The sequence below is a fragment of the Shewanella sp. ECSMB14101 genome (assembly GCF_000773485.1).
In the GTDB taxonomy this organism is placed as follows: Bacteria; Pseudomonadota; Gammaproteobacteria; order Enterobacterales; family Shewanellaceae; genus Shewanella; species Shewanella marisflavi.
Genome location: NZ_JSFF01000009.1, coordinates 50,127 through 75,062 on the forward strand (window position 1 = coordinate 50,127; position 24,936 = coordinate 75,062).

28 protein-coding genes are annotated in these 24,936 nt (G+C 52.2%); 11 read left to right on the plus strand and 17 right to left on the minus strand.

The window, feature by feature from the left end; all coding sequences use genetic code 11:
* Window positions 1-103: 103 nt before the first annotated feature.
* A complete protein-coding gene (locus NY07_RS09040) occupies window positions 104-883 on the plus strand; it encodes a methyltransferase (protein WP_033539123.1) in 780 nt (259 codons plus the stop codon).
* Here NY07_RS09040 and NY07_RS09045 read toward each other — a convergent pair.
* Window positions 880-1,512 (minus strand): chemotaxis protein CheD, encoded by a 633-nt coding sequence (locus NY07_RS09045; protein WP_033539031.1) that lies wholly within the window; start codon window positions 1,510-1,512, stop codon window positions 880-882. The genes NY07_RS09040 and NY07_RS09045 overlap by 4 nt on opposite strands.
* A gap of 118 nt (window positions 1,513-1,630) precedes the next feature.
* A complete protein-coding gene (locus NY07_RS09050; RefSeq protein WP_033539032.1) occupies window positions 1,631-2,515 on the minus strand; it encodes a TraB/GumN family protein in 885 nt (294 codons plus the stop codon).
* Window positions 2,516-2,563: 48 nt separating this feature from the next.
* On the opposite strand from NY07_RS09050, the gene NY07_RS09055 reads away from it, so the two are divergent.
* Window positions 2,564-2,875, plus strand: coding sequence for a hypothetical protein (locus NY07_RS09055; protein WP_033539033.1), 312 nt, complete (start codon window positions 2,564-2,566; stop codon window positions 2,873-2,875).
* Between the two features lie 76 nt (window positions 2,876-2,951).
* Window positions 2,952-4,724 (plus strand): bifunctional diguanylate cyclase/phosphodiesterase, encoded by a 1,773-nt coding sequence (locus NY07_RS09060; RefSeq protein WP_033539034.1) that lies wholly within the window; start codon window positions 2,952-2,954, stop codon window positions 4,722-4,724.
* Window positions 4,725-4,740: 16 nt separating this feature from the next.
* Here NY07_RS09060 and NY07_RS09065 read toward each other — a convergent pair whose 3' ends face one another.
* Window positions 4,741-5,262 (minus strand): DUF3016 domain-containing protein, encoded by a 522-nt coding sequence (locus tag NY07_RS09065; RefSeq protein ID WP_033539035.1) that lies wholly within the window; start codon window positions 5,260-5,262, stop codon window positions 4,741-4,743.
* 250 nt (window positions 5,263-5,512) lie between these two features.
* On the opposite strand from NY07_RS09065, the gene NY07_RS09070 reads away from it, so the two are divergent.
* Window positions 5,513-5,818: a periplasmic protein gene (locus tag NY07_RS09070; RefSeq protein WP_033539036.1), complete on the plus strand. Its 306-nt coding sequence runs from the start codon at window positions 5,513-5,515 to the stop codon at window positions 5,816-5,818.
* Window positions 5,819-6,016: 198 nt separating this feature from the next.
* Complete coding sequence (locus NY07_RS09075; RefSeq protein ID WP_033539037.1) at window positions 6,017-6,316, plus strand: hypothetical protein; 300 nt, start codon at window positions 6,017-6,019, stop codon at window positions 6,314-6,316.
* Between the two features lie 21 nt (window positions 6,317-6,337).
* Here the strand turns inward: NY07_RS09075 and NY07_RS09080 are convergent, their stop codons facing one another.
* A complete protein-coding gene (locus tag NY07_RS09080) occupies window positions 6,338-6,847 on the minus strand; it encodes a DUF4240 domain-containing protein (protein WP_033539124.1) in 510 nt (169 codons plus the stop codon).
* A gap of 166 nt (window positions 6,848-7,013) precedes the next feature.
* On the opposite strand from NY07_RS09080, the gene NY07_RS09085 reads away from it, so the two are divergent.
* From NY07_RS09085 to NY07_RS19605, 4 genes are all read left to right on the plus strand, one after another.
* Complete coding sequence (locus NY07_RS09085) at window positions 7,014-7,442, plus strand: hypothetical protein (RefSeq protein ID WP_235363910.1); 429 nt, start codon at window positions 7,014-7,016, stop codon at window positions 7,440-7,442.
* A gap of 283 nt (window positions 7,443-7,725) precedes the next feature.
* Entirely contained in the window at window positions 7,726-7,998 is a 273-nt protein-coding gene (locus tag NY07_RS09090) for an HU family DNA-binding protein (protein WP_011864236.1), read from the plus strand.
* 242 nt (window positions 7,999-8,240) lie between these two features.
* Window positions 8,241-8,933 carry a TorF family putative porin gene (locus NY07_RS09095; protein WP_033539038.1) on the plus strand — a complete coding sequence of 231 codons (693 nt, stop codon included), beginning with the start codon at window positions 8,241-8,243 and terminating at the stop codon, window positions 8,931-8,933.
* Between the two features lie 339 nt (window positions 8,934-9,272).
* The gene (locus NY07_RS19605; protein ID WP_011864234.1) at window positions 9,273-9,446 is read left to right on the plus strand and encodes a hypothetical protein; all 174 of its coding nucleotides are present in this window, start codon (window positions 9,273-9,275) and stop codon (window positions 9,444-9,446) included.
* 258 nt (window positions 9,447-9,704) lie between these two features.
* Here NY07_RS19605 and NY07_RS09100 read toward each other — a convergent pair whose 3' ends face one another.
* Both NY07_RS09100 and NY07_RS09105 read right to left on the minus strand, forming a co-directional pair.
* Window positions 9,705-11,078, minus strand: a complete 1,374-nt coding sequence (locus tag NY07_RS09100) for an alanine/glycine:cation symporter family protein (protein WP_033539039.1) — start codon at window positions 11,076-11,078, stop codon at window positions 9,705-9,707.
* Window positions 11,079-11,276: 198 nt separating this feature from the next.
* A complete protein-coding gene (locus tag NY07_RS09105; protein WP_033539040.1) occupies window positions 11,277-11,699 on the minus strand; it encodes a helix-turn-helix domain-containing protein in 423 nt (140 codons plus the stop codon).
* Window positions 11,700-11,777: 78 nt separating this feature from the next.
* Here NY07_RS09105 and NY07_RS09110 point away from each other — a divergent pair, with 78 nt between their 5' ends.
* The gene (locus NY07_RS09110) at window positions 11,778-12,263 is read left to right on the plus strand and encodes a DUF2938 domain-containing protein (RefSeq protein ID WP_033539041.1); all 486 of its coding nucleotides are present in this window, start codon (window positions 11,778-11,780) and stop codon (window positions 12,261-12,263) included.
* 64 nt (window positions 12,264-12,327) lie between these two features.
* Here NY07_RS09110 and NY07_RS09115 read toward each other — a convergent pair whose 3' ends face one another.
* The 6 genes from NY07_RS09115 to pmbA form a co-directional block, all read right to left on the minus strand.
* Entirely contained in the window at window positions 12,328-12,576 is a 249-nt protein-coding gene (locus NY07_RS09115; RefSeq protein WP_033539042.1) for a PspC domain-containing protein, read from the minus strand.
* A gap of 178 nt (window positions 12,577-12,754) precedes the next feature.
* Window positions 12,755-13,984: an organoarsenical effux MFS transporter ArsJ gene (gene arsJ, locus NY07_RS09120; RefSeq protein ID WP_033539043.1), complete on the minus strand. Its 1,230-nt coding sequence runs from the start codon at window positions 13,982-13,984 to the stop codon at window positions 12,755-12,757.
* Between the two features lie 4 nt (window positions 13,985-13,988).
* Complete coding sequence (locus tag NY07_RS09125; protein ID WP_033539044.1) at window positions 13,989-14,999, minus strand: ArsJ-associated glyceraldehyde-3-phosphate dehydrogenase; 1,011 nt, start codon at window positions 14,997-14,999, stop codon at window positions 13,989-13,991.
* A gap of 41 nt (window positions 15,000-15,040) precedes the next feature.
* Window positions 15,041-16,075 carry an ACR3 family arsenite efflux transporter gene (gene arsB / locus NY07_RS09130; RefSeq protein WP_033539045.1) on the minus strand — a complete coding sequence of 345 codons (1,035 nt, stop codon included), beginning with the start codon at window positions 16,073-16,075 and terminating at the stop codon, window positions 15,041-15,043.
* Window positions 16,076-16,079: 4 nt separating this feature from the next.
* Entirely contained in the window at window positions 16,080-16,427 is a 348-nt protein-coding gene (locus tag NY07_RS09135) for a metalloregulator ArsR/SmtB family transcription factor (protein WP_033539046.1), read from the minus strand.
* 183 nt (window positions 16,428-16,610) lie between these two features.
* Window positions 16,611-17,951, minus strand: coding sequence for a metalloprotease PmbA (gene pmbA, locus NY07_RS09140; protein ID WP_033539047.1), 1,341 nt, complete (start codon window positions 17,949-17,951; stop codon window positions 16,611-16,613).
* 150 nt (window positions 17,952-18,101) lie between these two features.
* Here pmbA and yjgA point away from each other — a divergent pair, with 150 nt between their 5' ends.
* On the plus strand, window positions 18,102-18,641 hold the full coding sequence (gene yjgA / locus NY07_RS09145) for a ribosome biogenesis factor YjgA (RefSeq protein WP_033539126.1): 540 nt from the start codon (window positions 18,102-18,104) through the stop codon (window positions 18,639-18,641).
* 28 nt (window positions 18,642-18,669) lie between these two features.
* Here the strand turns inward: yjgA and NY07_RS09150 are convergent, their stop codons facing one another.
* The 5 genes from NY07_RS09150 to tldD all read right to left on the minus strand — a co-directional run bounded on the left by NY07_RS09150 (window position 18,670) and on the right by tldD (window position 24,932).
* The gene (locus tag NY07_RS09150) at window positions 18,670-19,815 is read right to left on the minus strand and encodes an ABC transporter permease (RefSeq protein ID WP_033539048.1); all 1,146 of its coding nucleotides are present in this window, start codon (window positions 19,813-19,815) and stop codon (window positions 18,670-18,672) included.
* Complete coding sequence (locus NY07_RS09155; RefSeq protein WP_033539049.1) at window positions 19,812-20,969, minus strand: ABC transporter permease; 1,158 nt, start codon at window positions 20,967-20,969, stop codon at window positions 19,812-19,814. The genes NY07_RS09150 and NY07_RS09155 overlap by 4 nt, the downstream gene beginning before the upstream one ends.
* A 12-nt stretch (window positions 20,970-20,981) precedes the next feature.
* Window positions 20,982-21,953 carry an HlyD family secretion protein gene (locus NY07_RS09160; protein ID WP_033539050.1) on the minus strand — a complete coding sequence of 324 codons (972 nt, stop codon included), beginning with the start codon at window positions 21,951-21,953 and terminating at the stop codon, window positions 20,982-20,984.
* On the minus strand, window positions 21,943-23,346 hold the full coding sequence (locus tag NY07_RS09165) for a TolC family protein (RefSeq protein ID WP_033539051.1): 1,404 nt from the start codon (window positions 23,344-23,346) through the stop codon (window positions 21,943-21,945). Before NY07_RS09165 ends, NY07_RS09160 begins: the two co-directional genes overlap by 11 nt.
* 137 nt (window positions 23,347-23,483) lie before the next feature.
* Window positions 23,484-24,932 (minus strand): metalloprotease TldD, encoded by a 1,449-nt coding sequence (gene tldD, locus NY07_RS09170; RefSeq protein WP_033539052.1) that lies wholly within the window; start codon window positions 24,930-24,932, stop codon window positions 23,484-23,486.
* Between the last annotated feature and the right edge of the window lie 4 nt (window positions 24,933-24,936).

The window sequence follows — 24,936 nt, forward strand, 5'->3', positions numbered from 1 at the left end:
ACGCTTTTTACCTAAACCTTAAGTCTCTTTAATGCGCGTGGCACGGCGCTATGGCAAAATAGCCTCCCTGTTATCACTCAGCTTTCCCATGAGACGTCACCCAGTGCAAGACAAAAACTTCGATGCATTAGCCGGTAAATTTGCCAAAAATATCTATGGTACCCCAAAGGGCGAAGTGCGTGCCGCCGTGCTCTGGCGCGATCTATCCCAGGCAATGGCACAGCTGCCCAAGGGGCCATTGCGTATTTTGGACGCCGGCGGTGGTTTTGGCTTCTTCTGCCAGAAACTGGCCAAACTCGGCCATAGCGTTACCCTGTGCGATATCTCCAGTGAGATGTTGGCTCTGGGCAAGGCGCAGATTCAAGCCTATGAAGAGAGCAGTGGCGAGACCTTGGATATCAGCCTGATTCACGCGCCGATTCAATCCCTGACCCAAGAGACACTTGGCCAGTTCGATCTCATCCTCTGCCATGCGGTTGCCGAATGGCTCAGTGATGCCAAGCAGACCCTAGGCGATCTCACTGGGCTATTAAAACCTGATGGCCTGTTTTCGCTCATGTTCTACAACAAGGAAGCGATGCGTTTTCACAGCCTAATCTCGGGCAACTTTGATTATGTGGCCGCCGACTTTAAGGTAAAGAAGAAGGTTGGACTCACACCCAGTTACCCTCTTTATATCCAGGATGTCAGAAAATGGGTAGAGGATTGGCAGATGGAGCTGCTGTCAGAGTCAGGGGTAAGAGTGATCCATGATTATCTCAAAACCCACCAGCCCCCCAACAGCGACTTTAGCCAGCTGCTGGAGATGGAGCTGCAATACTCAACGCATCCAGCCTATGTAGGCCTGGGGCGCTACGTTCACTTCATCATGCGCAGGCTCTAGTCGAACAGCTCCACCTGGCTATCTTCTTGCGCGGTAACGATCTGCTTGAGATAACGCTGCTCCTCGGACATCATCTTGGTGATGCGATCTGGTGACAGACGCATCAACTTAACCTTGCCGCTGTTGGGGTGAAAAAGCACCTTACGCGGCCAAGGCCCACCGAGATCTTCACTCACTATCTCTATCGCCTCTGTCTTGAGGTAGTTTTTTACGAAGCTGATATTAGATTCACCGACGTTGAGCACGCTGGTCTGCGTCATCTGCGCACCGCCAAACACTTTGGCTTTCAGTCGATTACGCATTCCACCCAGACTCAATATGTTGTTGATCAACTGCTCCATTGCCCAGTTACCATAGCGGCAGCTATAACTGGTGAGCTGATGCCAATCTTCGTGCAGTTGACGCTCAGGCAACAGAAAGTGGTTTAAACCGCCAATCCCCAACAAAGGATCCCAGATACAGGCGGCCACACAGGACCCCAAGCGAGTAAAAATTAATTCATCGTGGGCGGTGACGTAGAAGCTACCGGGATCGACACGGGCCACCACGCCGTCATGGCGCGAATCCCATTGGCGGGGGATCGCCTGAAACTCCGGGCGTACTGGGAAAAGGGTCGCTTCAGCCTGCATCTTGCCTCCATGCATCCTTGAGTGTCAGCTAAAAGCGCTCAGCGACAACTCGGCTTAAGGTAATCTTGCTTAACAGTATAGCCAAACACAGACTAAGCGACTGAGTTTCCGCTGAGCCCTAATTACAGGCTTGCTGCCAACAGTTTTGTACCTTAACGCCCTCAATACGGGAAAATTTGGCAGGAATGCCCTTGTCACCCACCACATGGCCAGCCCCCACCACCACAAACAAGGGTGACGGCGTGGTCTGATTCGTCATCAGCGACAGGATCTTGGTCGTCATCTGCTCGTTACGTTGCCAGAGCATCTTATCGATAAGCGCTTGATCGCCATCGTGTAACATCTGTCCTTGCATCAAGTCATCCAAAGCGGCTTCATCACCACTGCGCCAAGCCTTAATCAACTGCTGCATCTCATCGTCCGGCGCATCGATCGCCTCAAGCACCATCTCCCACTGAGTATTGGCATTAAAAGATGCCATCAGCTGAAATTGAAACTCTGTACTTTCCAGCTCTATAACCGGGCGCGATCCATTCTTACCCTGTAACACCTGATCGACGCCCCACTGCGCCTGATATCCCAGCGCCGAAAAGCGCATCACGCTCAGCTGCATCGCCTGCATCCAGGGCGAATAGGGCTGCAGCTGATTGCAAAGCTCGGCGCGGTTTTGACAAAAGTGCTGCATCCGCGCTTGAGTCTTGGCATCGGCCGTCACCTGAGTCAGCCCATATTGGCGGATAAGCCCCATGATATCAGCCTTGCTGGTATCTGCCTCGACCGCCAAGGCACCCGCCTCGGCAAACGCCGCCTCAATCTGAGGCGCCATGGGGTAAAAGTCAGCCAGCCCAACATGGACAGAGCCCAACAAATAGGCCTGTTTGCCTTGATAACTGATTTTATAAAAAGGAGGTTTATCTTCAGGAGCTGCCAGCGCATTGAGTGACAATATCCCTGTCAGCAGTAACATCCCTATGGTTAATAATCGCGGTCGACTTGTTGCCATCAGGCTTGCCCCTTATAATTCGGCTAAATTTTTCAATACGAGGCTGTTATGCCACATAGTCACCTAATAGAGCAACTGAAAGAAAATCTGCAAGTCGCCTATCGCCAGGCGATCGACGCCGATGCCAAACTGGATGAATTAAAGAAGGCTGGCCACGGTAAATTCACCACCATCTTTACCCAAGATGAAGGCTTTAAGGCACGTAGCAACCGCTTCGGCCCCTATGTACAGGAGCTGGCTGACGAGATGACCCAGCTTCCCACCGATGCTGAAGCTCTGGCCCCAGCGCTGGAAAGCTTTGTGCGTAAACTCGGTGTACTGCTGCAGACCCTGCAAGCCTTTAAAAGTCAGGCCAAGTAAGCTCATTCTTTAGTGTCATATTGCTGTCATGGCATGGTCATAGAATCGCCGTAAGTTTAATATGAGGCGGCCCCACATGACAGCAATCGACCTGAGCAGTGAACTGGATAAGATCATCGAGAATGAGAAGATCCATGTACTGTTTCAGCCCATCTTCAATATCAATAGCCAGCGTCTGCACGGCTTCGAGGCCCTGAGCCGAGGCCCTGAACATAGCGCCCTCTTCTCCCCTGTGCCCCTGTTTCAAACTGCGGCCCACGAGGGGCGCCTGTCTGAGCTTGAAGAGATCTGCCGTCGTCACTCAATCAGGCAATTCGATGCCCGCGAGCTACCGGGCAAGCTGTTTATCAACATCTCCCCCAAGGCACTGCTGGAACCCAGTCACGCCAAAGGCCTAACCCTTAGCCTGGTGCAGGAGCTGGGACTATCGCCGGATCAGATAGTGATTGAGCTGTCGGAGCAGTATCCCGCCGATGATATCGACCTTTTAAAAGATTGCCTCAACCACTACCGTAGTCAGGGATTTCTTACCGCCATCGACGATCTCGGTACTGGCTACTCAGGGCTGAGACTCTGGTCTGAACTGGCACCAGATTATGTGAAAATCGATAGACACTTTATCCATCAAATCGATCAATCACCGGTCAAGCAAGAGTTTGTTCGCTCCATCATAGATCTCTGTCAAAGCCTGAGTTGTAAGGTGATCGCCGAAGGCATAGAGACACCTGCCGAGCTGGCACTGCTTACCCAGCTGGGCATAGTCTATTGTCAGGGATATCTGCTGGGCCGCCCACAAACCCAGCCAATTCAAGACTTGGCGGCGATCGCCCCTTTGGAGATCAAGCAGCGCCAAACGCGCTACGCCGAATCGGCTGAGAGCCTGGCAACCCGCACCATATCAGTCACGCCCGAGACTAAACTCAAGGCGCTGAGTAACCGCTTCACCCGCTCACCACATCTGCAGGTAGTGGCCATTATCGATGCGCAGCAGCAACCCCTTGGGGTCATCGACCGGGCGCAACTGATGGAGCTGTTCAGCACGCCCTATGGCAGGGCGTTGCACGAGAATTGTCCTGTAGTGAAAGTGATGAACGATAAAGTGCTCCGTGTAGCAGCCTGCACGCCGATCTCTGAAGTGAGTCAACGTCTGACCGCCGAGCACGGCACTGTGGCCCCGCATTTTATCGTGATGCGCGATCAACGCCTGTTAGGCATAGGACACACCAAAGATCTCCTACAACAGATCACGGAACAACGCATCAAGATGGCCAGACATGCCAACCCCTTGAGCGGCTTGCCGGGCAATATTCCCATCCAGGAGGAGTTACAACGCCTTCGTCTGCAGGATCGCGCCTTTTATCTCGCCTATTTCGACCTGTGTCACTTTAAACCCTATAACGATATCTATGGTTTCTGCCGTGGAGATGAGGTAATTCAATCTTTGGCCCTGTGCCTGCAACAAGTGCTGGGCGATGACCATTTTGTCGGACATGTTGGCGGCGATGATTTTGTGGTGATCAGCACAAGCGATGGCTTTGTCGAGCAATGCCGCGACCTGCTAAACCGCTTCAACGCTAATAAGCAGCAGTTTTATCATCAGGCCGACTGGCAACGTCAGCAGATGATGGCCGAAGACAGGCAGGGTCAATTAAAGGCTCATCCCTTAATCAGCCTTTGTGTCGGACTACTGCCGCCGGAAGTCACTCGTTTTTGCGACGAGCAGGGGCTGTCAGCCTACAGCGCAGCGGCAAAAAAACAGGCCAAAGCCACTATCACTGGCTTTAGCCTGTTTACACCTGCGCCCAACGACGCTGCGATCGCCATGTATCGACCGCTTAAGTTTGCTTAACCCATGGGTCAGCGCACTAAAGTTTGGGCTCCACCGACTTTTTCAGCCAGTTGCTCAGCATCTTAGACTCATATCTGAGGGGTCTATCGTTCATGGTGCCAACTGTGTGCATAAAACTCATGTCTCTGAGTTTCTCATCACCAGCGATAATGACTTGATCGCCCTCTAATACCTGATAACTAAAGGTCATTCGCGGCGGATAGATATCTTCAATAAGACGAATGTCGTTTGGTGTGGCGCCAAAGGTCGGCCTCACATCACCAGCCAAGTCGAGATCAGTCACCACCATTTCCAGTTTTTGGTTGGGCTTAAGTGTTTTTTCTGCCGACTTGTTGAGATTTTTGGTCAAGGTCTCAAACACGCGCAGCTCGTAGCGGGACTGAATATCTCCCACGGCTTTCACATCGCGATAGCTATCCACATCTTGCCAGGTGATCTTAACCACACCCGTCTCGGTAACTGGGTTCTCTTTGACTTCTTCGGCAGCAAGGTTCAGCGACACCAATGCCCCCACCAAGAGTAGAGATTGAAACTTCATAATTACGCCTCCTTAATCGCCCAAGCAAAGGGTCACAGATTAGGGTTTCCTATTCCCATCAGTGTACAAAAGCTAACCTGAATATAGGCTTAATACAAAATGCTCGCGAGTCTTTTCATCGCCTCGTTACCTTTTGGACAAGTGGGAGGGTCCCTTTTCTCCCGAGCAAACAGGTTTTAACCCAGTTTGTATCAATTTGCTGCGAGCCTGGGGTAAACTCATCAAGTGAATGCTTTACACAAGGTTAATCATGCAAAATCGTACTCCCATTCTCTTTGTCTTCATACTCTTCGCTCTGCTGGCAGGCGTCATCTACTGGATCACTGCAGAAGAAACCCAGCAACAACCCGAAACCTGGTCAGCCTTTGTCTATGCCCATGGCTATAACTCGGGTCGCTACAAAAAAACAGATGACTTTGACGACTATGAAAGTTGTAAGACCTTCGCCATAGAGCAATCTAAAACGCTGGGAGATGTCTTATGGGAATGTGGACTCAGATGCCGCTTCGACAACAGCCGTCAGGGCTTCCAGTGCGATGCCATGCAAAATCACTAACGCCCTCTAAATGGTTGACTGCATTTAGCTAATTGAATAAAAGCTAATCTGTTGCTTTTTTGTTCAGCTAAGGTTCAAGAAATCGCCGTTAAAATAGGCGCCACGCAAACGGCAGCGCCCACCACCAGTGCAACATGGCACAAGCAGGTGCTGATACCGGCAACCACTTAATTTAAGACACCGACTGGAACTAAAAGCATGAGCAAGCTAATCCGTCCAACATTCTCAGGTAGAATTGCCCTATTGGCCACCTTCATCCTGGGATTCGCCTTCATTTCAGGCACCAACGCCAATGAGTTAACCGACAGCGAACGCGCCGCGGTTGAGCAGCATTACCAGATCCTGGATCAGCATCAGGAAGAGAATGAAAATCAGGTATTAGATACCTTCCAGTCTGATCTCGACGCCCAGTTAGAACAGGCCGAAGAAAAGTTCATGGAAGGCGCCTGTGCCGAGCATGAATTGCAGTTCGACAGCAATACCCAGGTTTGCTTTTAAACCCAGGCTGCTACGCTGTCACTAAAAAGGAAACAACTGAAACAGCTGAGGGTAAGTCGCCTTCAGCTGTTTTTTCTTATGTGAGAATTTCTTGCCCTGAGGCGTTGCCTGACCCGAGGGCACAAAGGGTAGCTCCTGTCCTGTGCGATCCTCATAGATCTGACCAGCCATCAGGTCATATTCGTCCACAAAAGGATAGGCATAGCCATCTTTCTCCGGCCAAGCTGGTAGCTGCGCCAACTGATCAGGGTCGACCAACACTTTCTCAAACCACTCCTGACCCAGAGAGATCAGAAAACAGCGAAATTCGGCAAAGCCATACTCGCTGTCACAACCAGTCACGATATACGCCGCCCCCCAGAGCGACCACAAATAGGCTCGGCGCATCTGTTGGGAAAAGATCTTATCAAAAGCCGCAAGCTCTTCGTCACTCAGCAGCATAAGCTTCCCTTTCAGGTCTGCGGCCAGGCTCTCTTGATCTTGCTGCGGCTGACTGCGGGTGACTAACTGCCAAAATTCAATTTCTTTCATGCTCTTCTCATCATAAGGCGTGGCGCTCAGTGGATAACCGCTCACTGCCGTTACCCTATCAACTTGGGCGACATCTTACCTTAAGCAAGGCGCCTAGGCAGCATTAGCGGTTAAATTGGGTAAAGCATTGGACTAAGCTGCGCCATTTTTCTACACTGCGGTGCAAATGATTAACCGCACACTAATTAAGATGAATCGACCGACATCCAGCATATTGCTACTGATCGCCCTCTATATTGTCATCGCCATTCTCGCCGGTTGGCGCGCACTGCAAAGCCAGACCTTTGATCTCTTTACGCTAGGAGTAATTCCCGTGTTGATAGGTCTGATAGCCAGAACCGCCTGGGCCAGCCTGGTATTAAAAATCTATATCGGCATTCAGACGCTTGGGTTTACGGCACTGGGCGCCACGGCCATCATCGCCTATCAGATCACTCCAGAAGACGTTAAGGTCGTCGTTCGCGGCCAGGAACTTCCCATCTGGGCTATCGCCATGGTCGTGCTCATCCTGCTGAGTTTTCAGTGGTATATGGCCTTCTCTAAGGGGTTAAAGCACTACCTGGCCGCTCCTGTAGATACCGGTGAAAAGGCATAAATTTCAGTCCAACCTCTAAACCCCACCTAGTGGGCCTTACTCAATGGCCCACTTTATTTAAGTAGTTAAATCATCTAAGTCGTCTGACTGACAAAGCCGCTACGCCCAGATTGCCTTCTTACCCTAGATGGCAATTAATTTTTTACTGATTTTGACTAAAGCCTCGTATAAGTGCATAAAACCGCTTTCATTATAGGGATGCTTGTGGCATGTTAAGTCCAGCAATTGCAAGTATCTAATGTAATTGGTATTACTAAATCTACGGAAAGAAGAGACTATCCAAATGAATAAAACTGAACTTGTTGCAAAAATAGCGGAAAGCGCTGAACTCACTAAAGCTGAAGCTGCTCGCGCCTTAAAATCTTTCGAAGAAACGGTAGCGGAAGCGATGAAGAACGGCGAAAAAATCTCTATTGTAGGTTTTGGTTCTTTCGAGACCACTAGCCGCGCAGCACGTACAGGCCGCAACCCACAAACGGGCAAAGAAATTCAGATCCCAGCGGCCGTAGTACCTAAGTTTAAAGCCGGTAAGACGTTAAAAGACAGCGTAAACTAAATCGCTACTTTTTTACTCGCAAAGAAAAAGCCTCCACTTGGAGGTTTTTTTATGCACTTTTCTAGTGCATTTTATGCATCATTTTTCACCACTTTATTGCTTAAATATGATGCAAACAAAATAACCTCATGAAAAATAACAAATAAATACTTGGCACACTCTTCGCTTTAACTTGTACGCGGCCTGACAATACTCATAACAACAGGCAGAGCCGCTCCCATAGACCAATAAAAGGAATGAGTATGAAACAAGCATTGCGAACCCTTAGCATCCTTGCGGGAACCTTAATGGTTGCCTTACCAGCCAGCGCTAGCGTAACGGGCAACATAGGCGCCACCTCTAACTACTTATGGCGAGGTGCCACACAAACCGGTGACGCCGCCGCAATACAAGGCGGTATCGACTATGAGCATGACAGCGGCCTTTACCTGGGCACCTGGGCCTCTAATGTCGATTTTGGCGACGACACCACCTATGAGATCGATTTCTACGGTGGCTATGCCGGCAGCGTTGGCGAGGACTTTGGTTATGACATTGGCTACCTCTACTACGCCTATCCCGACAGCGATTCGAGCATAGACTTTGGCGAAATTTCCGTGGGCATAAGCTGGAAATGGTTGAGTCTCTCCTATTCCCATGTCGTGAATGCCGATAGCGATGTCGCCTCAGATCCCTATGACGAAAAAGATCTCCAATATATTAATGCTGGCATCAGCTTCCCGATATCAGAGAGCCTGTCGCTAAATGTTCACTATGGTTACTCAAGCGGTGATGTCGTCAATGCTTGGTTCGACACAGACAACTACGCGGACTATTCAGTGTCACTGGATAAAGAAAGCGAATTTGGCACCTTCTCATTCATGGTCAGCGATACCGACCTTGATGATGACGACCCAAAAGTACTGGTGAGCTACAGCTATAGTTTCGATTTGTGATCCAAATTTAGATGAGTTGCCACTAATTTAGCTGGCAGCTCACCATCCCCAAAAAAATAAATCTATTAAAAACAGATTGTTAACCTAACCCTCTCGGTTAAACTGCACAATTTTTATCGTAAACACCGACAAATGCAATTGTGTTAACTCGATCAAACAAAAAACCAAAATCCCCTGCTACTTTTCTCATTAGCGCTCGCTAATGTGCTCTGAACTCAGATGACACCTTGGGAGACCAAAAGGCTAACACTTTGACTCAGTTGACTTTATGTTAAAGCGAATCAGTGCTAAATAGCACCAAATGAATGCTCAAGCACTTTATTTGACGAGGATTTCACTATGGCTCAGTTACTCGATGTTATTCCGAACGATGCTGAAATCGAAGCGATCACAGCACCTAAGAACCCTAAAGCCGCCTGCGAATTACAGCACAGACGCGAAGTTAAACGCCGCTTGGAGGAGCTACTCGAAGAGGCGGCGCTAAAACGAGCCATGGGAGGCGACTTCTACTGAACTCCCCCGCAACTGCTCATCAAAGGCTGCATGGGGCCAGGCTCCATGCAGCGGAATCTATTTGCTGCGCGGTGGTGCCCTGAGCGACATGCCATTTGATGCCCTCTGGTTGATCGGTTTCACCCTGGTCGGCATCCTAGTCGCCTCACTGCGCTTCACCAAGCGCCTCGACTAGCATTTTCACTAGCGACAGAGTTCGCAACACAAAAAAGCGCCCAAGGGCGCTTTTTGTCATATATCAAGGCTAACTCTTAGCGCTTAACTCTTAGCCTCGGCCTCCTGCTGGCGCTTCTTGATGAAGTACTCACGGGTTAACCCGAAGACTACAGGGCTAAGCAGTGCCAAGGCGATCAAGTTAGGGATTGCCATCATGGCATTCAGAGTATCGGCAAGCAGCCATATGAAGTCGAGTGAACTGACAGCCCCTAACGGGACGACTAAGACCCAGATGGCTCTAAACGGCTTCACCGCACGCACACCAAACAGATACTGCACACACTTCTCGCTATAGACGCTCCAGCCCAAGATAGTAGTAAAGGCAAAAATAGAGAGGGCGATAGCCACAATATAATTACCCATAGGTAAAGCATGCGAGAAAGCATAGGAAGTCAGCGCGGCACCATTCTCACCAGAAGTCCAGGCACCGGAGACAACAATCGCCAAGCCCGTAATGGTACACACCACCAGGGTATCGATAAAGGTCCCTAGCATGGCCACTAAACCCTGAGCGACCGGGTTATTGGTCTGCGCCGCCGCATGGGCAATGGGCGCACTCCCCAAACCCGCCTCGTTAGAGAATACGCCGCGAGCCACACCAAAACGCACCGCCGCCCAAACAGCAGCACCGGCAAAGCCGCCCTGAGCCGCCACTGGATTAAAGGCGCTGTGGACGATAAGCGCGATAGCATCTGGGATCTCTGCCGCATTGACCACAATCACCGACAGTCCTGCGGCGATATAGAATACTGTCATCAGCGGCACCAACTTTCCTGCCACATCGGCGATACGCTTGATACCGCCCATGAGCACGGCGCCCACCAGCACCATAAGTACCACACCTGTGACCCAGGTTGGCACATCAAAATTACTTCTTAGGGCATCGGCGACCGAGTTGGCCTGTACCGTATTGCCGATACCGAAACCCGCGAATGAACCAAATAGTGCGAAGGCGGTGCCCAACCAGGCCCACTTACTACCAAGACCATTCTTGATGTAGTACATGGGGCCACCGATATGATTACCGTTATCGTCGACTTCACGGTATTTCACCGCCAGCACGGCCTCAGAAAATTTAGTCGCCATACCCACCAAGGCGGTGCACCACATCCAAAACAGGGCGCCCGGGCCACCGATGAAGATGGCGGTTGCCACCCCAGCAATATTACCCGTACCTATGGTGGCCGACAGCGAGGTCATCAGTGCATTAAAGGGGCTGATCTCCCCTTTCATCTGTTTATCTTTATCGGGAATGCGTCCCGACCAGAGCAGCTTAAAGCCTGTCCCCAGTTTAAGAATCGGCATTAACCGCAAGCCAAAAGAGAGAAAGAGACCCACACCTAAGATCATCACGAGCATGGGAGTGCCCCATACAAATCCGTTGATCATACTGACAAATTCAGTAATACCTTCCATTCAAACCTCGTCATTTTTATCGTTATTTTGGTGATCTTCGCCACGCTTTGTTGATTGCATCCCAGAGTACAACGAAAAGCGCTCAAAATGAAAGCAACGATTGTTAACGAATTGAAACAAAGAGAGATGTTAGCAAGTAGGGCGCCCCAAAAGCGTAAAACATAGGTAATGAGGCGGCATGCCACAAAGGAGCGGCTCTTAAATCCTCGGCAGAGGTGGCTTACCCTGAGGGTCAAAGACACCTGCTGCGGCGGCCTTCATCAGACGGCGAAACTTGGGGCACTCCATGTGGCTGGGCGCGGTGCAGCTGGCGGCGTGTCTCAAACCATCGCGCATCGCCTGCATCCTCAATATGGTGCTCTCCAGCTCTTCGGCCCGGCGCAGCAGCAGCTCTCTATCGATGAGGGGATCGCCGCCAGTACCTAGCATGCTACCAATCTCATCGAGCGACAATCCCGCCGAACGCCCAAGGGCAATCAACGCCAGACGCTCTAACACCTCGGCGCCAAATTGGCGCCGAATACCATGACGCCCCAGCGAGCGGATCAGTCCCCGCTCCTCGTAATAACGCAGGGTCGACGCCGGTACGCCGGAGCGCTTTGCGACCTGTGAAATATCCATGCCCCTCCCCTTGACCTCAAGTCGACTTGAAGTTGTAAGCTAACAATATCATCGGCTTCTCACAACAAAGGAATGAATATGACTCCCCTAATCGACTGCCTCCTTATAGGCCTGGGCGCCACCCTCATCATAGATCTCTGGGGCCTGCTACGTCATCCACTACTGGGCATGCCGCTGCCCAGCTACTACTTGGTGGGGCGCTGGCTGGGCCACATGCCCCGGGGGCAGTTTCGTCACCGTGCGATCGCCGAGGCAGCCCCAGTCCCGGGTGAAACCCTTATCGGTTGGCTGGCCCACTATCTTATCGGCGTCAGCTTTGCCGCCCTCTTGCTGCTCGTCGCCGGCTCAAAATGGCTGGCCAGCCCAAGCCTGACCCCCGCCCTCGCGGTGGGGCTAGTCACTGTGCTCGCCCCCTTCTTGCTTATGCAACCCGCCATGGGCGCAGGCCTTGCCGCCTCACGCCTACCTAATCCAGGCCAGGCTCGGTTGCACAGTCTGATCACCCACGGCATATTCGGACTGGGCCTCTACCTCTCGGCGCTAGGCCTAAGATTGCTTAATTGACACGGAATACTATAAATTGAAAGGGAATAAACAGACACAAACGCATAGATACAGGATCGGCCAATCAACGAGTTTGGCTGGCCTTTCGCTGCAACTGACGGCGCATCGCTTGGGTTGTGGGATATTTGGGCAACACTAACCAGCACACCAGATAGGCGAACACAGGTAGGAAGAAGAATAGGCTGCTAAGGACAAAAGCAACCCGCAGTCCGTTGACTCGCCAACCGAAATAGTCGGCCAACCCAGTGCAGACGCCAGCAATAACGCCCCTCTCACCCCGGGTTAAAATCTTGATTTTCTCTAAATCTTTCATAAAAATCCCTTTAAAATTCAGATTACTATTAACAAGCAATTAGTGTTGAACCTAGAGTCACTATAATCAAATTCTTTTGATTTTGTTATACAGTGACTCTAAATCTTGGCATATGAACTCTTAATCAATTCCCACTGTCGCTAGAATAGTCAACAAAGCCAAAGCTTTCATTCCAAGGCTAGCGCCTCGGCAACCCCACGCTAATCACCGCGGTCAGACCCAGCAACACAGTCGATATCCACAGGCAAGCACCCAGTCCATAGGCCTGATACACCCAGCCCGACAGTATAGTCCCCAGCAGACGCCCTATAGCATTGGCCATGTAATAGAAGCCCACATCCAAGGAGACGCCATCGTCACTGGCATAGCTCACAATAAGGTAGCTATGCAGAGAAGAGTTGATGGCAAACAGGGCGCCAAACAACATCAGCCCCACTAAGAGTATGCCTTGATTAGCGTCAGGGGATGCTGCCGCCAACTCACCACTCATCAAATAAGCGATCAGCGCTGGAATTAAGGTAAGAACACTGGCCCACCACATGGCACTGCGACCGTCCGGCACCACACCGCTGGCTCTTCCGGTGATCTTGGGGGCGAGGCTTTGCACCGCACCATAACCGATAATCCACAGGGCCAGGAAGCCGCCCACCTGATAGTGATCCCAGCCGAACTGACTGGCAAGATAGACGGGCAGCGCCACCACAAACCAGACATCACGGGCGGCAAACAGGCACATACGCGCCGCTGACAATATATTGATTGAACGGCTCTTTGAAAAAATCTCGGTAAATTTAGGCTTATTTTTCGCCTTGCCCAGATCTTGTTTGAGCTTGATAACACTAACTAGCCAGACGACACAGAGCAGGGCCGCCATCAAACCTATCGCCCCCTTAAAGCCCATCAGTGCGAGCAAGGCGCCACCGAGGAAGAAGCCCGCCCCTTTAAGGGCATTCTTAGAGCCGGTCAACACGGCGATATACTTGTACAGCCTGCCCTCTTCCCCCTTGGCCACCAGCATCTTCACACTGCTCTTGGCACTCATCTTATTGAGATCTTTGGCAATGCCCGACAACGCCTGGGCCGCCATCACCCAAGGCACGACAAGCCAACTACTTGGCACCAACAACATAGCCAACGCCACCACCTGCAGCCCTAGGCCGATATTCATGGTGCGATTGAGTCCAAGACGAGCCCCCAGATAGCCGCCCACCAGGTTGGTGACCACACCGAAGATCTCATAGAAGAGAAACAGCATGGCAATCGACAAAGGCGAATAGCCAAGCTGGTGAAAATGGAGCACCACCAGCATGCGCAGCGCGCCGTCAGTAAGAGTGAAGGCCCAATAGTTGCCCGTCACCAAGAGATACTGGCGCATCTCGCTTGGCAGGGCGCGCAGGCTGGCAAGCATAATATTAGGCCTTATCCATACGGCCGACCATACGCGCCAATTCGGCGGTGCGGTTAGCATAGCCCCACTCGTTGTCATACCAAACGTAAAGCTTAAGCTGAGTGCCGTTAATCACCATGGTGGACAGGGCATCGACTATGCTGGAGCGGGGATCTGTCTTGTAATCCACCGAAACCAGCGGGCGCTCCTCGTAGCCGAGAATGTCCTGCAGCTCACCGGCTGCTGCCGCCTTAAACAGGGCGTTAACCTCCTGTTCGGTGACGGGGCGTTGCATCTCGAACACACAGTCCGTGATAGAAGCGTTGGCCAGAGGCACACGCACCGCATGACCATTCAGCTTACCCTTAAGCTCAGGGAAGATGTGGGTGATGGCGGTGGCCGAGCCCGTGGTGGTCGGGATCAGCGACTGACCGCAGGCGCGGGCGCGGCGCAGATCCTTATGGGGCGCATCTAAGATAGTCTGGGTATTGGTGATGTCATGAATAGTGGTCATGGAGCCATGCTTGATGCCTATCTGCTCATGCAGCACTTTCACCACAGGCGCTAGGCAGTTGGTGGTGCAAGAGGCCGCCGTGACTATGGGGTATTTATCCTTGTCATACAGATGATGGTTTACGCCCATGACGATGTTGAGCACGCCTTCCTCTTTCACTGGCGCCGTCACCACCACACGCTTCACCCCTTGGTCCAGATAGGCTTGCAGCAGCGCCTTAGATTTCATCACCCCTGAGGCCTCGATCACCAGATCGCAGCCTGACCAGTCGGTATCGCCGATGGCGCGGTTGGCACTGGTATCGATACGCTTATCACCTATCACTATCTGCTCGCCTTCGGCGACTGCCTCATGGGCCCAGCGACCATGTATAGAATCGAAAGTCAGCAGATGCGCCAGCGTAGCGGCATCACCCGCCGGGTCGTTGATCTGCACAAACTCGATATCGTCCCACTCCCAGGCGGCGCGCAGCGCCAGGCGTCCCATACGGCCAAAGCCGTTAATTCCCACTTTGATTGTCATTTTATCGTCCTATGCTTTAGATTCGCTGTTTCTGTTGCGGCTTAGACCTTGCCCAGACCGCGCAAATAATTGGATTTATCCCGATTAACAAAAGCCACTAGGGAAAGCATTACTGGCACCTCCACTAATACGCCTACCACAGTCGCCAGCGCCGCTCCTGAATGCAGACCAAACAGCGAGATAGCCACGGCAACCGCCAGCTCGAAGAAATTAGAGGTGGCTATCATACAGGCGGGCGCCGCTACATCCTGCTCTAGCTTCAATCGTTTGGCCGCCAGATAGGCGATAAAGAAGATGCCATAGGTCTGAATCAGCAAAGGAATGGCAATCAGCAAGATATTTTGCGGCTGTTCCAATATAGTATTGGCCTGCAGGCCAAACAGCAGCACAACTGTGGCCAGCAGGCCCAAGATAGACCAGGGCTTGAGGCGGGCGACAAAGGCCTCAACACTCAGAAGATGGCCCTTTTTATTTAATGCCCTGCGCGTCACAATACCCGCCACCAGCGGCAGCACCACATAGAGCACCACAGAGATCAACAGGGTCTGCCAGGGCACCTGAATATCACTCACCCCCAAAAGGAAGGCACAGATAGGCGCGAAGGCAAACACCATGATTATGTCGTTCACCGATACTTGCACCAGAGTGTAGTTAGGATTGCCCTTGGTGAGCTGACTCCAGACAAACACCATAGCAGTACAGGGCGCAACGCCCAGTAAGATCATGCCGGCGATATACTCGCTGGCGGTTTGCGCATCCACCCAGGAGGCAAACAGCACACGGAAGAAGAGCCAACCTAGCAGTGCCATGGTAAAGGGCTTAATCAGCCAGTTCACCACCAGAGTCAGCAACAAGCCCTTAGGACGCTTGCCCACATCTTTTACTGCCGAGAAATCGATCTGCACCATCATGGGGTAGATCATTACCCAGATAAGCACAGCTATTAGCAGATTGACACTGGCATACTCAAAAGAAGCGATCTGAGCAAACTGCTCCGGCAACAGATAACCCAAGGCAACCCCTGCAACTATGGCCAGCCCCACCCAGACACTCAGAAAACGTTCAAATAATCCCATGGCTCTATCCTTTACAACAAACTTGTACCCGCTCGGGGCGCTGCCCCATCTCACCCAGACGCGCCTTGGCCTGATCCAGTAGCTCGGGGTTACCCGCCTGCGTCCTTTCGATCACCTCCGCCGCCCAGACTGGCAATTCGGGATTGATCCGGTAGAACACCCATTGTCCCTGGCGGCGATCACTCAGCAGCTCAGCCTTACGCAGCTGTGCTAAGTGGCGCGAAACCTTTGGCTGACTCTCGTCCAGTGCCGCCATTAACTCGCACACACACAGCTCGCCCTCAGCCTTAATCAGCAGCAGGCTGAGCAGACGTGTTTCATCGGAAAGGGCTTTAAAGATTGCGACGGCCATTGGCTTGTTACTCTCAAAAATATGGGCGCTTGAACATATGGATAAGCATATATATGAATTTTCATATATACAAGTTCTCTTGTGTGCTGCAAACATAAAAAAAGCGAACCGGTTAAGGTTCGCTTTTCTTTCAATTAGGCATCACTAAGTCAGGTAACCCTGAGTTAGGCAAAGCCCTGAGGATCAATTACCGGCAATCTTCATCTCATCGAGCAAAATGGCTCCGGTACGGATAGAGGAACGCAGATCTCGCTCTTTGCCCACGGCCACCATGCTGCGGTACATATCTCTAAGGTTTCCGGCAATGGTGATCTCTTCGACCGGATAGAGGATCTCGCCTTTCTCCACATAGAAACCCGCTGCGCCGCGTGAGTAATCACCGGTCACACCATTCACGCCCTGACCCATCACCTCTGTGACGATAAGGCCTGTATCCATCTGCTTCACTAGCTCATCGAAGGTCTGTCCGGTATGAGATAGCGTCCAGTTGTAGATACCACCGGCATGGCCTGTGTTAGTCAGGCCTAACTTACGCGCCGAATAGCTGGTCAGCAAATAAGTGGAGAGGATTCCGCTATCGATGATGTTGCGATCTATGGTGGCCACCCCTTCGCTATCATAACAGGCACTGGCCAGTGCGCCCTTGAGGTGTGGCTGCTCAGCAATCGAGAACCACTCGGGGAAGATCTGGGTATCTATGGCATCAAGTAGGAAGCTCGACTTGCGATACAGACTGCTACCACTGATGGCCCCCACCAGATGTCCCATCAGGCCGGTCGCTACGTCAGGTGCAAACAGAATAGGTAACTTGGTAGTCGCTATCTTACGCGCCCCTAGGCGACTCAGGGTCTTCTGGGCAGCCTTCAGGCCCACCGCCTCTGGCGTCCAAAGGTCGCTGAAATTGCGAGCCACCGTATAGTCATAGTCACGCTGCATGTGGCCATCTTGCTCGCCGATCACTACACAGCTCAGGCTGTAGCGCGAACTGACATAACCGTTTAAGAAACCATGGCTGTTGCCATACACCTTGGCACCTGTATGGGCGTTGGCACTGGCACCATCAGAGTTTTTAATACGCGCATCGCTATCTAGCGCAGCGGCTTCGGCGCTCGCCGCCAAGGCTTCTAACTCGGCCGGCGTAGTCTCGTGGGGATAGTAGAGCTCGAGATCTTCGATCTGCTTAGCCATCAGCTCGGCATCGGCCAGGCCGTTGAAGGGGTCTTCCGAAGTGAAGCGCGCGATATCATCCGCGGCCTTTACGGCACGGCGAATGGCCTCTGGGCTCAGATCTGAGGTGGAAGAGCTACCCTTGCACCCATCTCTAAACAAGGTGATCCCCAACGCACCATCTTTATTAAACTCAACGGTCTCTACCTCTTTCAAGCGTGTCGAGACTGAGAGCCCCTGCTGCTTGCTGATGGCCACTTCGGCCCCCGAGGTGCCTAATTTGGCAGCATATTCCAATGCCATAGACACGGCGTCTTTCAATGAATTCAATTCGGTTTCGATGCTAGGAGAAGGCACAAATCTACTCTTTTGTTGTCAATCGTGGCCGTAGCATAGCAAACCCGCTGGGCTTTCACATTAAATAACTGAGTCGTTTCGTAGGCGATATTGGCCGGAAATGTTATGATTAGGGTAGTTATGGCTTGGACCCAAGAGATTTTTTTGAATATGAATATTGTTGGTGACTCAGAACACTTTAAACAGCCCTTCGATCATGACGATGATTACGTCAGCAGAGCCGATATAAAGCGCGAGATCGCCGTTTACCAGGAACTAGGTAAGCAGCTAGTTGCCCTCAGCAAGAGCCAGCTCAAGAAACTGGAGCTGGATGAATTACTTCATGACAACATCTTGAAGGCCAAGACGATTCGCATCAACAGCGAGGCCCATCGCCGTCAACTGCATTATGTTGGTAAGCTGATGCGTAACGTCGATATCGAAGAAGTGCAGGCCAAGTTGAAAAACGTGCTCAATCAAAATCGCAACGAAAGCTCCAAGCTCAATGTTGCCGAGAAGCACAAAGATCAACTGCTAAGTGGCGGTGATGATGCCATTCAGGCCCTGCTTGAGCAGTATCCTAACCTTGAGCGCCAGAAGCTTCGCCAACTGGTGAGACAGGCCAACAAGGAGCTATCTAAGCAACCTGAACAAGCCTCTAAATCCGCAACAGAACTGGTCAAGTATCTGCGCGCCGAGACCGCCGAATAAGCCTGTGTCTCACCGAAACAGCCCGCCACTAGTGCGGGCTTTTTGTTGCCTTAAGCCTAATGCGCATCCCCAGATAGGCCAGCAGAAGGTAGAATAGGACCAACACCCACAACTGCCACCACATGGGGGCGATATCACTCCAGTCTGCACCCATCTGATTAAGCTGTAACATCCCCTTAATGGTCACCACACCAGGGATCAGCTGTGATACGGCCTGCAATGGCACGGGGATCAACTCCACCGGCCAGACAAAGCCCGACGCAAACAGGATCGGCATAGAGATAAGCAGTGCCACCTGTGTCGGCAGATCCCGTCGAACAAACAGGCTGCTGTAGGCGACACCTGCCAGACTGGTCGACAGAATAAAGGGCAGCAGAAACAAACACACTTGCCCGAGTTCGCCCTGCACTCCCACCTGATACCAGTAATGGCAAAAGCCTATGTAGAAGGCAGTAAAAATACTGTAGATAACCGAAAAGGTCGCCACCCTGGCACACAGAAGCTGGCCTAAGCTTACCTGATTCCAATAGCCCTGACGCTGCCATTGGCCTGCCCCGAGGATCCCAGTACCGATTAACAAGGTCTGGTGCAGCACAAGCAAGAGCACGCCGGGCACCACATAAGAGGTATAACCCAAGCTCGGGTTGAAAGCTGGCACACTGTTAAGGTGGATTGGATCCAGCTCAAGCTGTACCTGCTTGGCCGTCTCTCCCATGGCAAGTAAACCGGTAAACTGTATGTATTTACCCGCTTCTATGCCGACCGAAACCAGCCCTTCTAAAATGGCCGAGTAGACCAGAAAATAGTTGGCGTCGCCGCCATAAGCTAAGGTAACGCCTTGCTGGCGCAGCAGATTATGACGGAATCCTTCAGGGATAACCAGATAACCATGAGCCTCCCCGGCATTGACGGCCGCCTGCGCTTGGGTCAAGTTAGCCACATGAGCGACGACATCAAGTTTAGGACTCGCCTGCGCGTGACGAATCACCAAGCGACTCAAGCTGGAATTATCACCATCGACCACGACAATTTGCTGCTTTGTTGGTACCTCATTGAGATAAGGCAAAGGGTAGAGCACGGAATAAAAAAGCACACCACCAAACAAAGTAATAGCAATCGCCTTGTCTGAGACTATGGCCTTGAACTCCTCAAACATCAGGCTGAAAAAGTTCATCCCTGCACCTCCGCCATCTGCTCTTTAGCCTGGTCTCGGCGGATCTTTGTCAGTAACACGGCGATCACGGGGATCAGCAGCAGAAAGCCCCAATAGCTAAAGAGCTGCAGCAATAACGCGTCAATGCCTTGGTCATAGGCGATCACACCGATATGGGTATCGACATAGTGACTGGAAGGCATGATCTGCCGCCACCACTGAGCCAACATAGGCATCTCATGGGTGGGGAAAGTGACGCCCATAAAAGCAAATGATGGTGCAAACAGAGCGGTGCAGAGACTGATCACCCTTGCACCGTCCTGCAGCACAGCAAAGATGGTCAACACGATCAACCATACCACTAGCAACATCATCACCTGTGCGGCAAACAATTGACCCAGACCACTGCTTAGCGGCAGGCCGAGATAGCCATAGAGCCAAGCATATATCCCCCCCATCTGTAACATCAGCAGCGGCGTATAAACCAGCACCTTAGCCCAAAGCACCTTGTAAGTACCTAAGGCAAACCACTCGGGCAAGGTATTGTGTCTTAGCTCATCAGACAAAGCATTGGCAAACACCAACATGGCCACTATCTGCACCAAGGCGATCAAAATGGGTGGTACCAGGAAGGCGACATAGTTGTTATTGGCGTTGTAGAGTGCACTGCTCTGAGTCTTTATCATGTTCAGATTGATATTGGCCTGCTCGGGCGACACCCCAGAGACCAGCATTTTCAGTCTTGCCTTCTGTTTAAGACCGTCGGCCAGGCTCATCTGTATCTGACTGGAGAGCAATTTCCCCACCAGTAAAAACTGGGCGTTGTAACGAATATCTATCGTGGGTTGATGGCCAAGCACTAGCTTACGGTTAAGCTGAAATGGCAATATCATCACGGCATAGACATCGGCCTTCTCCATAGCCGCTTGGGCTTGACCTATATCCTGATAACTAATGGGTTTAACAACCGAATTGGCCGCTAACTGACGTACCAGCATACGGCTTAGCTGACTCTGATCCTGATCCACAACCGCCACTGGCAGTGCGGTCGGCAATCCTGCGCTAAACAACCACCAAAGCACTAGCGTGCCCAGTAGAGGCAGATAGCTGACCAGGGCGAGTTGCCAGGGCGACTGCCATAGTCGCCTGAGCTCTCGCTTTATAAGATTGACCATGGAAGCCAAGGCTTAAGGCACCAGCAAGCTGGTCATACCCACCCTTAAGTCGGCAATGGGCTCCATTGGTCTTAGCTCCATCTCGAAGGTGCGCATATCAAAGTCGTGGCCACTCTCTGTAGAGCGCCAGGTGGCAAAGTGTCCCATGACGCTAATGTGCGCCACTTTAAAGGGAAAACGTTGGCCGAGCGCAGGGATCTCCACCTCTAGCGTATCGCCTACCTTAAAGTCTTTAAGCTGATCTTCTCGAACCTGGAACACTGCCCAGGCATCCTGCATGTCGATCACACTCACCACAGGAAAACCGCTAGGCGCCAGTTCGCCAGCTTGCAGAAGCACCTCGCTAACCTCACCCGATTTAGGCGAGCGCATTTGACTGTCAGCCAAGATGGCACTGACCTCTTTAACGGCCCCTTCGGCCATGCGGGCATTACCCTCGGCCGCCGCCTTGGTTTCTTCACGGGCTCCCTCTTCCGCCATCTGATACATGGCATAGGCCGCCTGCTCGGTATACTTGGCTGCCTGCCACTGGGTAAAGGCTTCATCACGCTTTTGACGCGCCAGCACACCCTCACTGAACAGGGCTTCTACCCGGTTATAGGTGGTCTCGGCCAAAGTGGCCGCCGCTTTTGCCTTTAACCACTGCTCTTTCGCCGCCGATACCTGTTGTTTACGGGCGCCATTATCCGCCTCTTGCTGCAACGCCTTGGCGGCATCACGCCCCCCTTGTGCCTGCATTAACTTGGCATTGAGCTCAGGACTGTCGATAGCAAACAGTAGATCGCCTTCGGCCACCTGGTCACCTCGGCGAACCATGACCTGAGCAACCCGCCCGGGCACCTTGGAGGAAACATTATATTCTCTGGCTTCGATCTGTCCCTGCAAACGCGTGACCTTAGGAGTGTGAGCCAAATGGAGTCCATAGGCCAAGATGACAATCAAGGCGACTAGGGCAACAAGGGCTAAGATTCTGTTAGTGCGCATCTGCTCTCTCCTGGGCGGTGCGTGAACGACCGATAAATTCATCTAACTGACCGCTGATGGCCATCAATCTGGCGTAGGCCTGTACATAGCGGTACTGGGCAGCCAACTGCTGGGTCTGCACTCCGCTTAGCTTAAGCTCGGCATCCACCTTCTCAATCGACGTAGACAGTCCCTGACTGAAGGCGAGATCCCGCAGGCGTTTGTTTTCCTTAGCGAGAGACAAGGAGAGGTTTAACGACTCTGTCTCCTCTCTGGCCTGCTGCAACTGACGATAGCTCTGATCCAGCAAGAGACTGAGATCTTGCTGAGTCTGGGCCTTGGTATAACGCGCCTGCAACAGGGCGCTACGGGCGGCCTCGACCTTACCACTGCGACCGTCGCGACTGATAAGCGGAATCTTCACCCCAACGCCGACCATCCAGTCGGGTTCCATCTTGGCTAGCAGGGAGTCGTCTTCATACAGGGTATAGTTGCCGTAAAGAAAGACGGTAGGGTAGTAGCTGCCCTTTTCCACATCGATAAGGCCATTGGCCTGAACCTCTTTGGCCTCCAGCAACTTAAGGGCCGGATGGCTAGAAAGCGTCAGTTGACTCAGCTGACCCAAAGAAGGCGGAGTTTGCAGAAGAAACAACTTAGAGACGGTATCGACATTGGGCTGATGCAACATGCGTGACAGGGCAATCTGACTCATCTCCAGCTGACGTTGGGCACTGGCATAATCCACTCTGGCATTTTCCAATGCCACCTGAGCGTTAAGACGCTCCACCTTGGCGATCTGTCCCTGCTGCTCGAGCTTAACGGCATGATCGGCATGCTCGGTCAGTGCATCGACCAGCTGGCTTCTTGTCGCCATCAGGGCATGGCTTACCGCCACACCATAGTATCTGTCCACCAGCTGGACAAAGAGATCCCGCGTCGATAGCTGATGTTGCTGCTCCTTCTCGGCCACCTGAGCCTCATGTATGCCCTGGGCGGCGCTGATACGACCACCGGTATAGATGGGCCACATCGCCTGCAAGCTAGAGCGGAAGATATCTTGCTCGGTAAAAGGAGTGATAAACAGTGAGCCGGGAATCGCCCCCAAGGCAGAGCCAAGGGCTGGGGGTAAACTTGCAGGATCGAGAGTCGCTAAGGGATTGAGATCCCTTAAGTCCAGTTCTAGTGGCTTCTCCAAGCGTGTATAGCTGCCATTAATCGACAGCGAGGGCAGATTAAGGTCATCCCCAGCGTCTTTCTCCGCCAGGGCACGATTAACCTCTTGCTGACTGGCCTGCAGCTTATCACTCACCTGCAATAGCTGCTGCCACGCCTCGCCAAAGGCAAGCTCTTGGCCATGAGCGGCCTGCGCCCCCAGGACCACCAAGGACAGCCAGATCGTATACAAATATTTCATTAATACCTCTAGAGTTATTACTCTATTTCCTTGGCGAATGTTAACACCCTAAGGGAGTGTTGAAAAGATGACCTGGCAATTAAGGGCAAAAACCCTCATCAATCGCGGCGTCTCAGCAGACACGCCGCAGCCACTTGCTAGGCCGTTCCCCCCACTGTCAGCCTGTCGAGCTTCAGGCTCGGCTGACCCACTCCTACGGGCACACTTTGCCCATCTTTGCCACAGACACCAACGCCCTTATCGAGCGCCAAGTCGTTACCCACCATAGAGATCTGCCCCATGGCCTCAGGGCCGTTACCGATCAGGGTCGCTCCCTTGATCGCCTGGGTGATCTCGCCCTTCTCGATAAGATAGGCTTCTGATGCCGAGAAGACAAACTTGCCAGAGGTGATATCCACCTGCCCACCACCAAAGTTAGGGGCGTAGATCCCCTTATCCACCGACTTGATGATCTCTTCAGGCGAGCTGTCGCCCGCTTCCATATAGGTATTGGTCATGCGTGGCATCGGCAAGTGCGCATAAGACTCACGGCGACCATTACCCGTAGATGCCTGACCCATGAGACGGCCGTTAAGCTTATCTTGCATATAGCCTTTCAAGATGCCATTTTCGATCAATACCGTCTTTTGTGTTGGCACGCCTTCGTCGTCTATGCTCAGCGAACCGCGGCGATTAACCAGGGTACCGTCATCGACAACGGTGACCAAACTAGAGGCGACTTGCTGTCCGACAAGACCGCTAAAGGCACTGCTGCCCTTACGGTTAAAGTCACCTTCCAGGCCATGACCCACGGCCTCGTGCAGTAAGACACCTGGCCAGCCTGCACCCAATACCACTGGCATCTCACCCGCCGGTGCATCGATAGCCGTCAGGTTCACAGAAGCTTGGCGCACCGCTTCGCGGGCAAAAGCGAAACAGCTTGGCAAACCATCGTCGCCCGACTCGAAAAAGACTTGATAATCATGACGGCCACCGCCGCCGCTGGCGCCGCGCTCACGCTTGCCATCTTGCTCTAGCACTACGCTACAATTAAAACGCACGAGCGGACGAATATCGGCTGCCAGCGTACCGTCGCTCGCCGCCACTAAAATTTCCTCATGTACGCCTGATAAGCTGATCACCACCTGGATGATGCGTGTATCTAAGCTACGCACATAGGCATCGGCCTGCTTAAGCAGCTCGATCTTCTTGACCTCTTCCATGGCGGCAATGGGATCGGCACTCTGATACAAAGGCGTCGCCTTTTGTTGCTTCCAGGCCTGAACACGGCCACTATTACCCGCCATGGAGATGCCGCGAGCCGCTTCGACTGCTGCGCTCAGCGCCACTGGCGTGATCTCATCGGCATAGGCAAAACCTGTCTTCTCGCCACTGATCGCACGCACGCCCACACCGCGCTCGATATGAAAGCTGCCCTCTTTAACTATGCCATCTTCTAACACCCAAGACTCATGACGGCTTCCCTGAAAATAGAGATCGGAAAAATCCACCTGATGCTGATGAATGCTATTGATATAGCCTTGCAACTGATCCAGCGACAATCCATCTTGCAAAAGGCTCTGTTCTACTTGGGTTAAAAATGGCATTAAT

What these genes read in the sequence shown, in the direction of transcription:
- NY07_RS09045 (WP_033539031.1), bottom strand. Translation starts at nt 1,512, where the DNA reads ATGCAGGCTGAAGCGACCCTTTTCCCAGTACGCCCGGAGTTTCAGGCG.
- NY07_RS09050 (WP_033539032.1), bottom strand. Translation starts at nt 2,515, where the DNA reads ATGGCAACAAGTCGACCGCGATTATTAACCATAGGGATGTTACTGCTG.
- NY07_RS09055 (WP_033539033.1), top strand. Translation starts at nt 2,564, where the DNA reads ATGCCACATAGTCACCTAATAGAGCAACTGAAAGAAAATCTGCAAGTC.
- NY07_RS09060 (WP_033539034.1), top strand. Translation starts at nt 2,952, where the DNA reads ATGACAGCAATCGACCTGAGCAGTGAACTGGATAAGATCATCGAGAAT.
- NY07_RS09065 (WP_033539035.1), bottom strand. Translation starts at nt 5,262, where the DNA reads ATGAAGTTTCAATCTCTACTCTTGGTGGGGGCATTGGTGTCGCTGAAC.
- NY07_RS09070 (WP_033539036.1), top strand. Translation starts at nt 5,513, where the DNA reads ATGCAAAATCGTACTCCCATTCTCTTTGTCTTCATACTCTTCGCTCTG.
- NY07_RS09075 (WP_033539037.1), top strand. Translation starts at nt 6,017, where the DNA reads ATGAGCAAGCTAATCCGTCCAACATTCTCAGGTAGAATTGCCCTATTG.
- NY07_RS09080 (WP_033539124.1), bottom strand. Translation starts at nt 6,847, where the DNA reads ATGAAAGAAATTGAATTTTGGCAGTTAGTCACCCGCAGTCAGCCGCAG.
- NY07_RS09085 (WP_235363910.1), top strand. Translation starts at nt 7,014, where the DNA reads ATGATTAACCGCACACTAATTAAGATGAATCGACCGACATCCAGCATA.
- NY07_RS09090 (WP_011864236.1), top strand. Translation starts at nt 7,726, where the DNA reads ATGAATAAAACTGAACTTGTTGCAAAAATAGCGGAAAGCGCTGAACTC.
- NY07_RS09095 (WP_033539038.1), top strand. Translation starts at nt 8,241, where the DNA reads ATGAAACAAGCATTGCGAACCCTTAGCATCCTTGCGGGAACCTTAATG.
- NY07_RS19605 (WP_011864234.1), top strand. Translation starts at nt 9,273, where the DNA reads ATGGCTCAGTTACTCGATGTTATTCCGAACGATGCTGAAATCGAAGCG.
- NY07_RS09100 (WP_033539039.1), bottom strand. Translation starts at nt 11,078, where the DNA reads ATGGAAGGTATTACTGAATTTGTCAGTATGATCAACGGATTTGTATGG.
- NY07_RS09105 (WP_033539040.1), bottom strand. Translation starts at nt 11,699, where the DNA reads ATGGATATTTCACAGGTCGCAAAGCGCTCCGGCGTACCGGCGTCGACC.
- NY07_RS09110 (WP_033539041.1), top strand. Translation starts at nt 11,778, where the DNA reads ATGACTCCCCTAATCGACTGCCTCCTTATAGGCCTGGGCGCCACCCTC.
- NY07_RS09115 (WP_033539042.1), bottom strand. Translation starts at nt 12,576, where the DNA reads ATGAAAGATTTAGAGAAAATCAAGATTTTAACCCGGGGTGAGAGGGGC.
- arsJ (WP_033539043.1), bottom strand. Translation starts at nt 13,984, where the DNA reads ATGCTTGCCAGCCTGCGCGCCCTGCCAAGCGAGATGCGCCAGTATCTC.
- NY07_RS09125 (WP_033539044.1), bottom strand. Translation starts at nt 14,999, where the DNA reads ATGACAATCAAAGTGGGAATTAACGGCTTTGGCCGTATGGGACGCCTG.
- arsB (WP_033539045.1), bottom strand. Translation starts at nt 16,075, where the DNA reads ATGGGATTATTTGAACGTTTTCTGAGTGTCTGGGTGGGGCTGGCCATA.
- NY07_RS09135 (WP_033539046.1), bottom strand. Translation starts at nt 16,427, where the DNA reads ATGGCCGTCGCAATCTTTAAAGCCCTTTCCGATGAAACACGTCTGCTC.
- yjgA (WP_033539126.1), top strand. Translation starts at nt 18,102, where the DNA reads ATGAATATTGTTGGTGACTCAGAACACTTTAAACAGCCCTTCGATCAT.
- NY07_RS09150 (WP_033539048.1), bottom strand. Translation starts at nt 19,815, where the DNA reads ATGAACTTTTTCAGCCTGATGTTTGAGGAGTTCAAGGCCATAGTCTCA.
- NY07_RS09155 (WP_033539049.1), bottom strand. Translation starts at nt 20,969, where the DNA reads ATGGTCAATCTTATAAAGCGAGAGCTCAGGCGACTATGGCAGTCGCCC.
- NY07_RS09160 (WP_033539050.1), bottom strand. Translation starts at nt 21,953, where the DNA reads ATGCGCACTAACAGAATCTTAGCCCTTGTTGCCCTAGTCGCCTTGATT.
- NY07_RS09165 (WP_033539051.1), bottom strand. Translation starts at nt 23,346, where the DNA reads ATGAAATATTTGTATACGATCTGGCTGTCCTTGGTGGTCCTGGGGGCG.
- tldD (WP_033539052.1), bottom strand. Translation starts at nt 24,932, where the DNA reads ATGCCATTTTTAACCCAAGTAGAACAGAGCCTTTTGCAAGATGGATTG.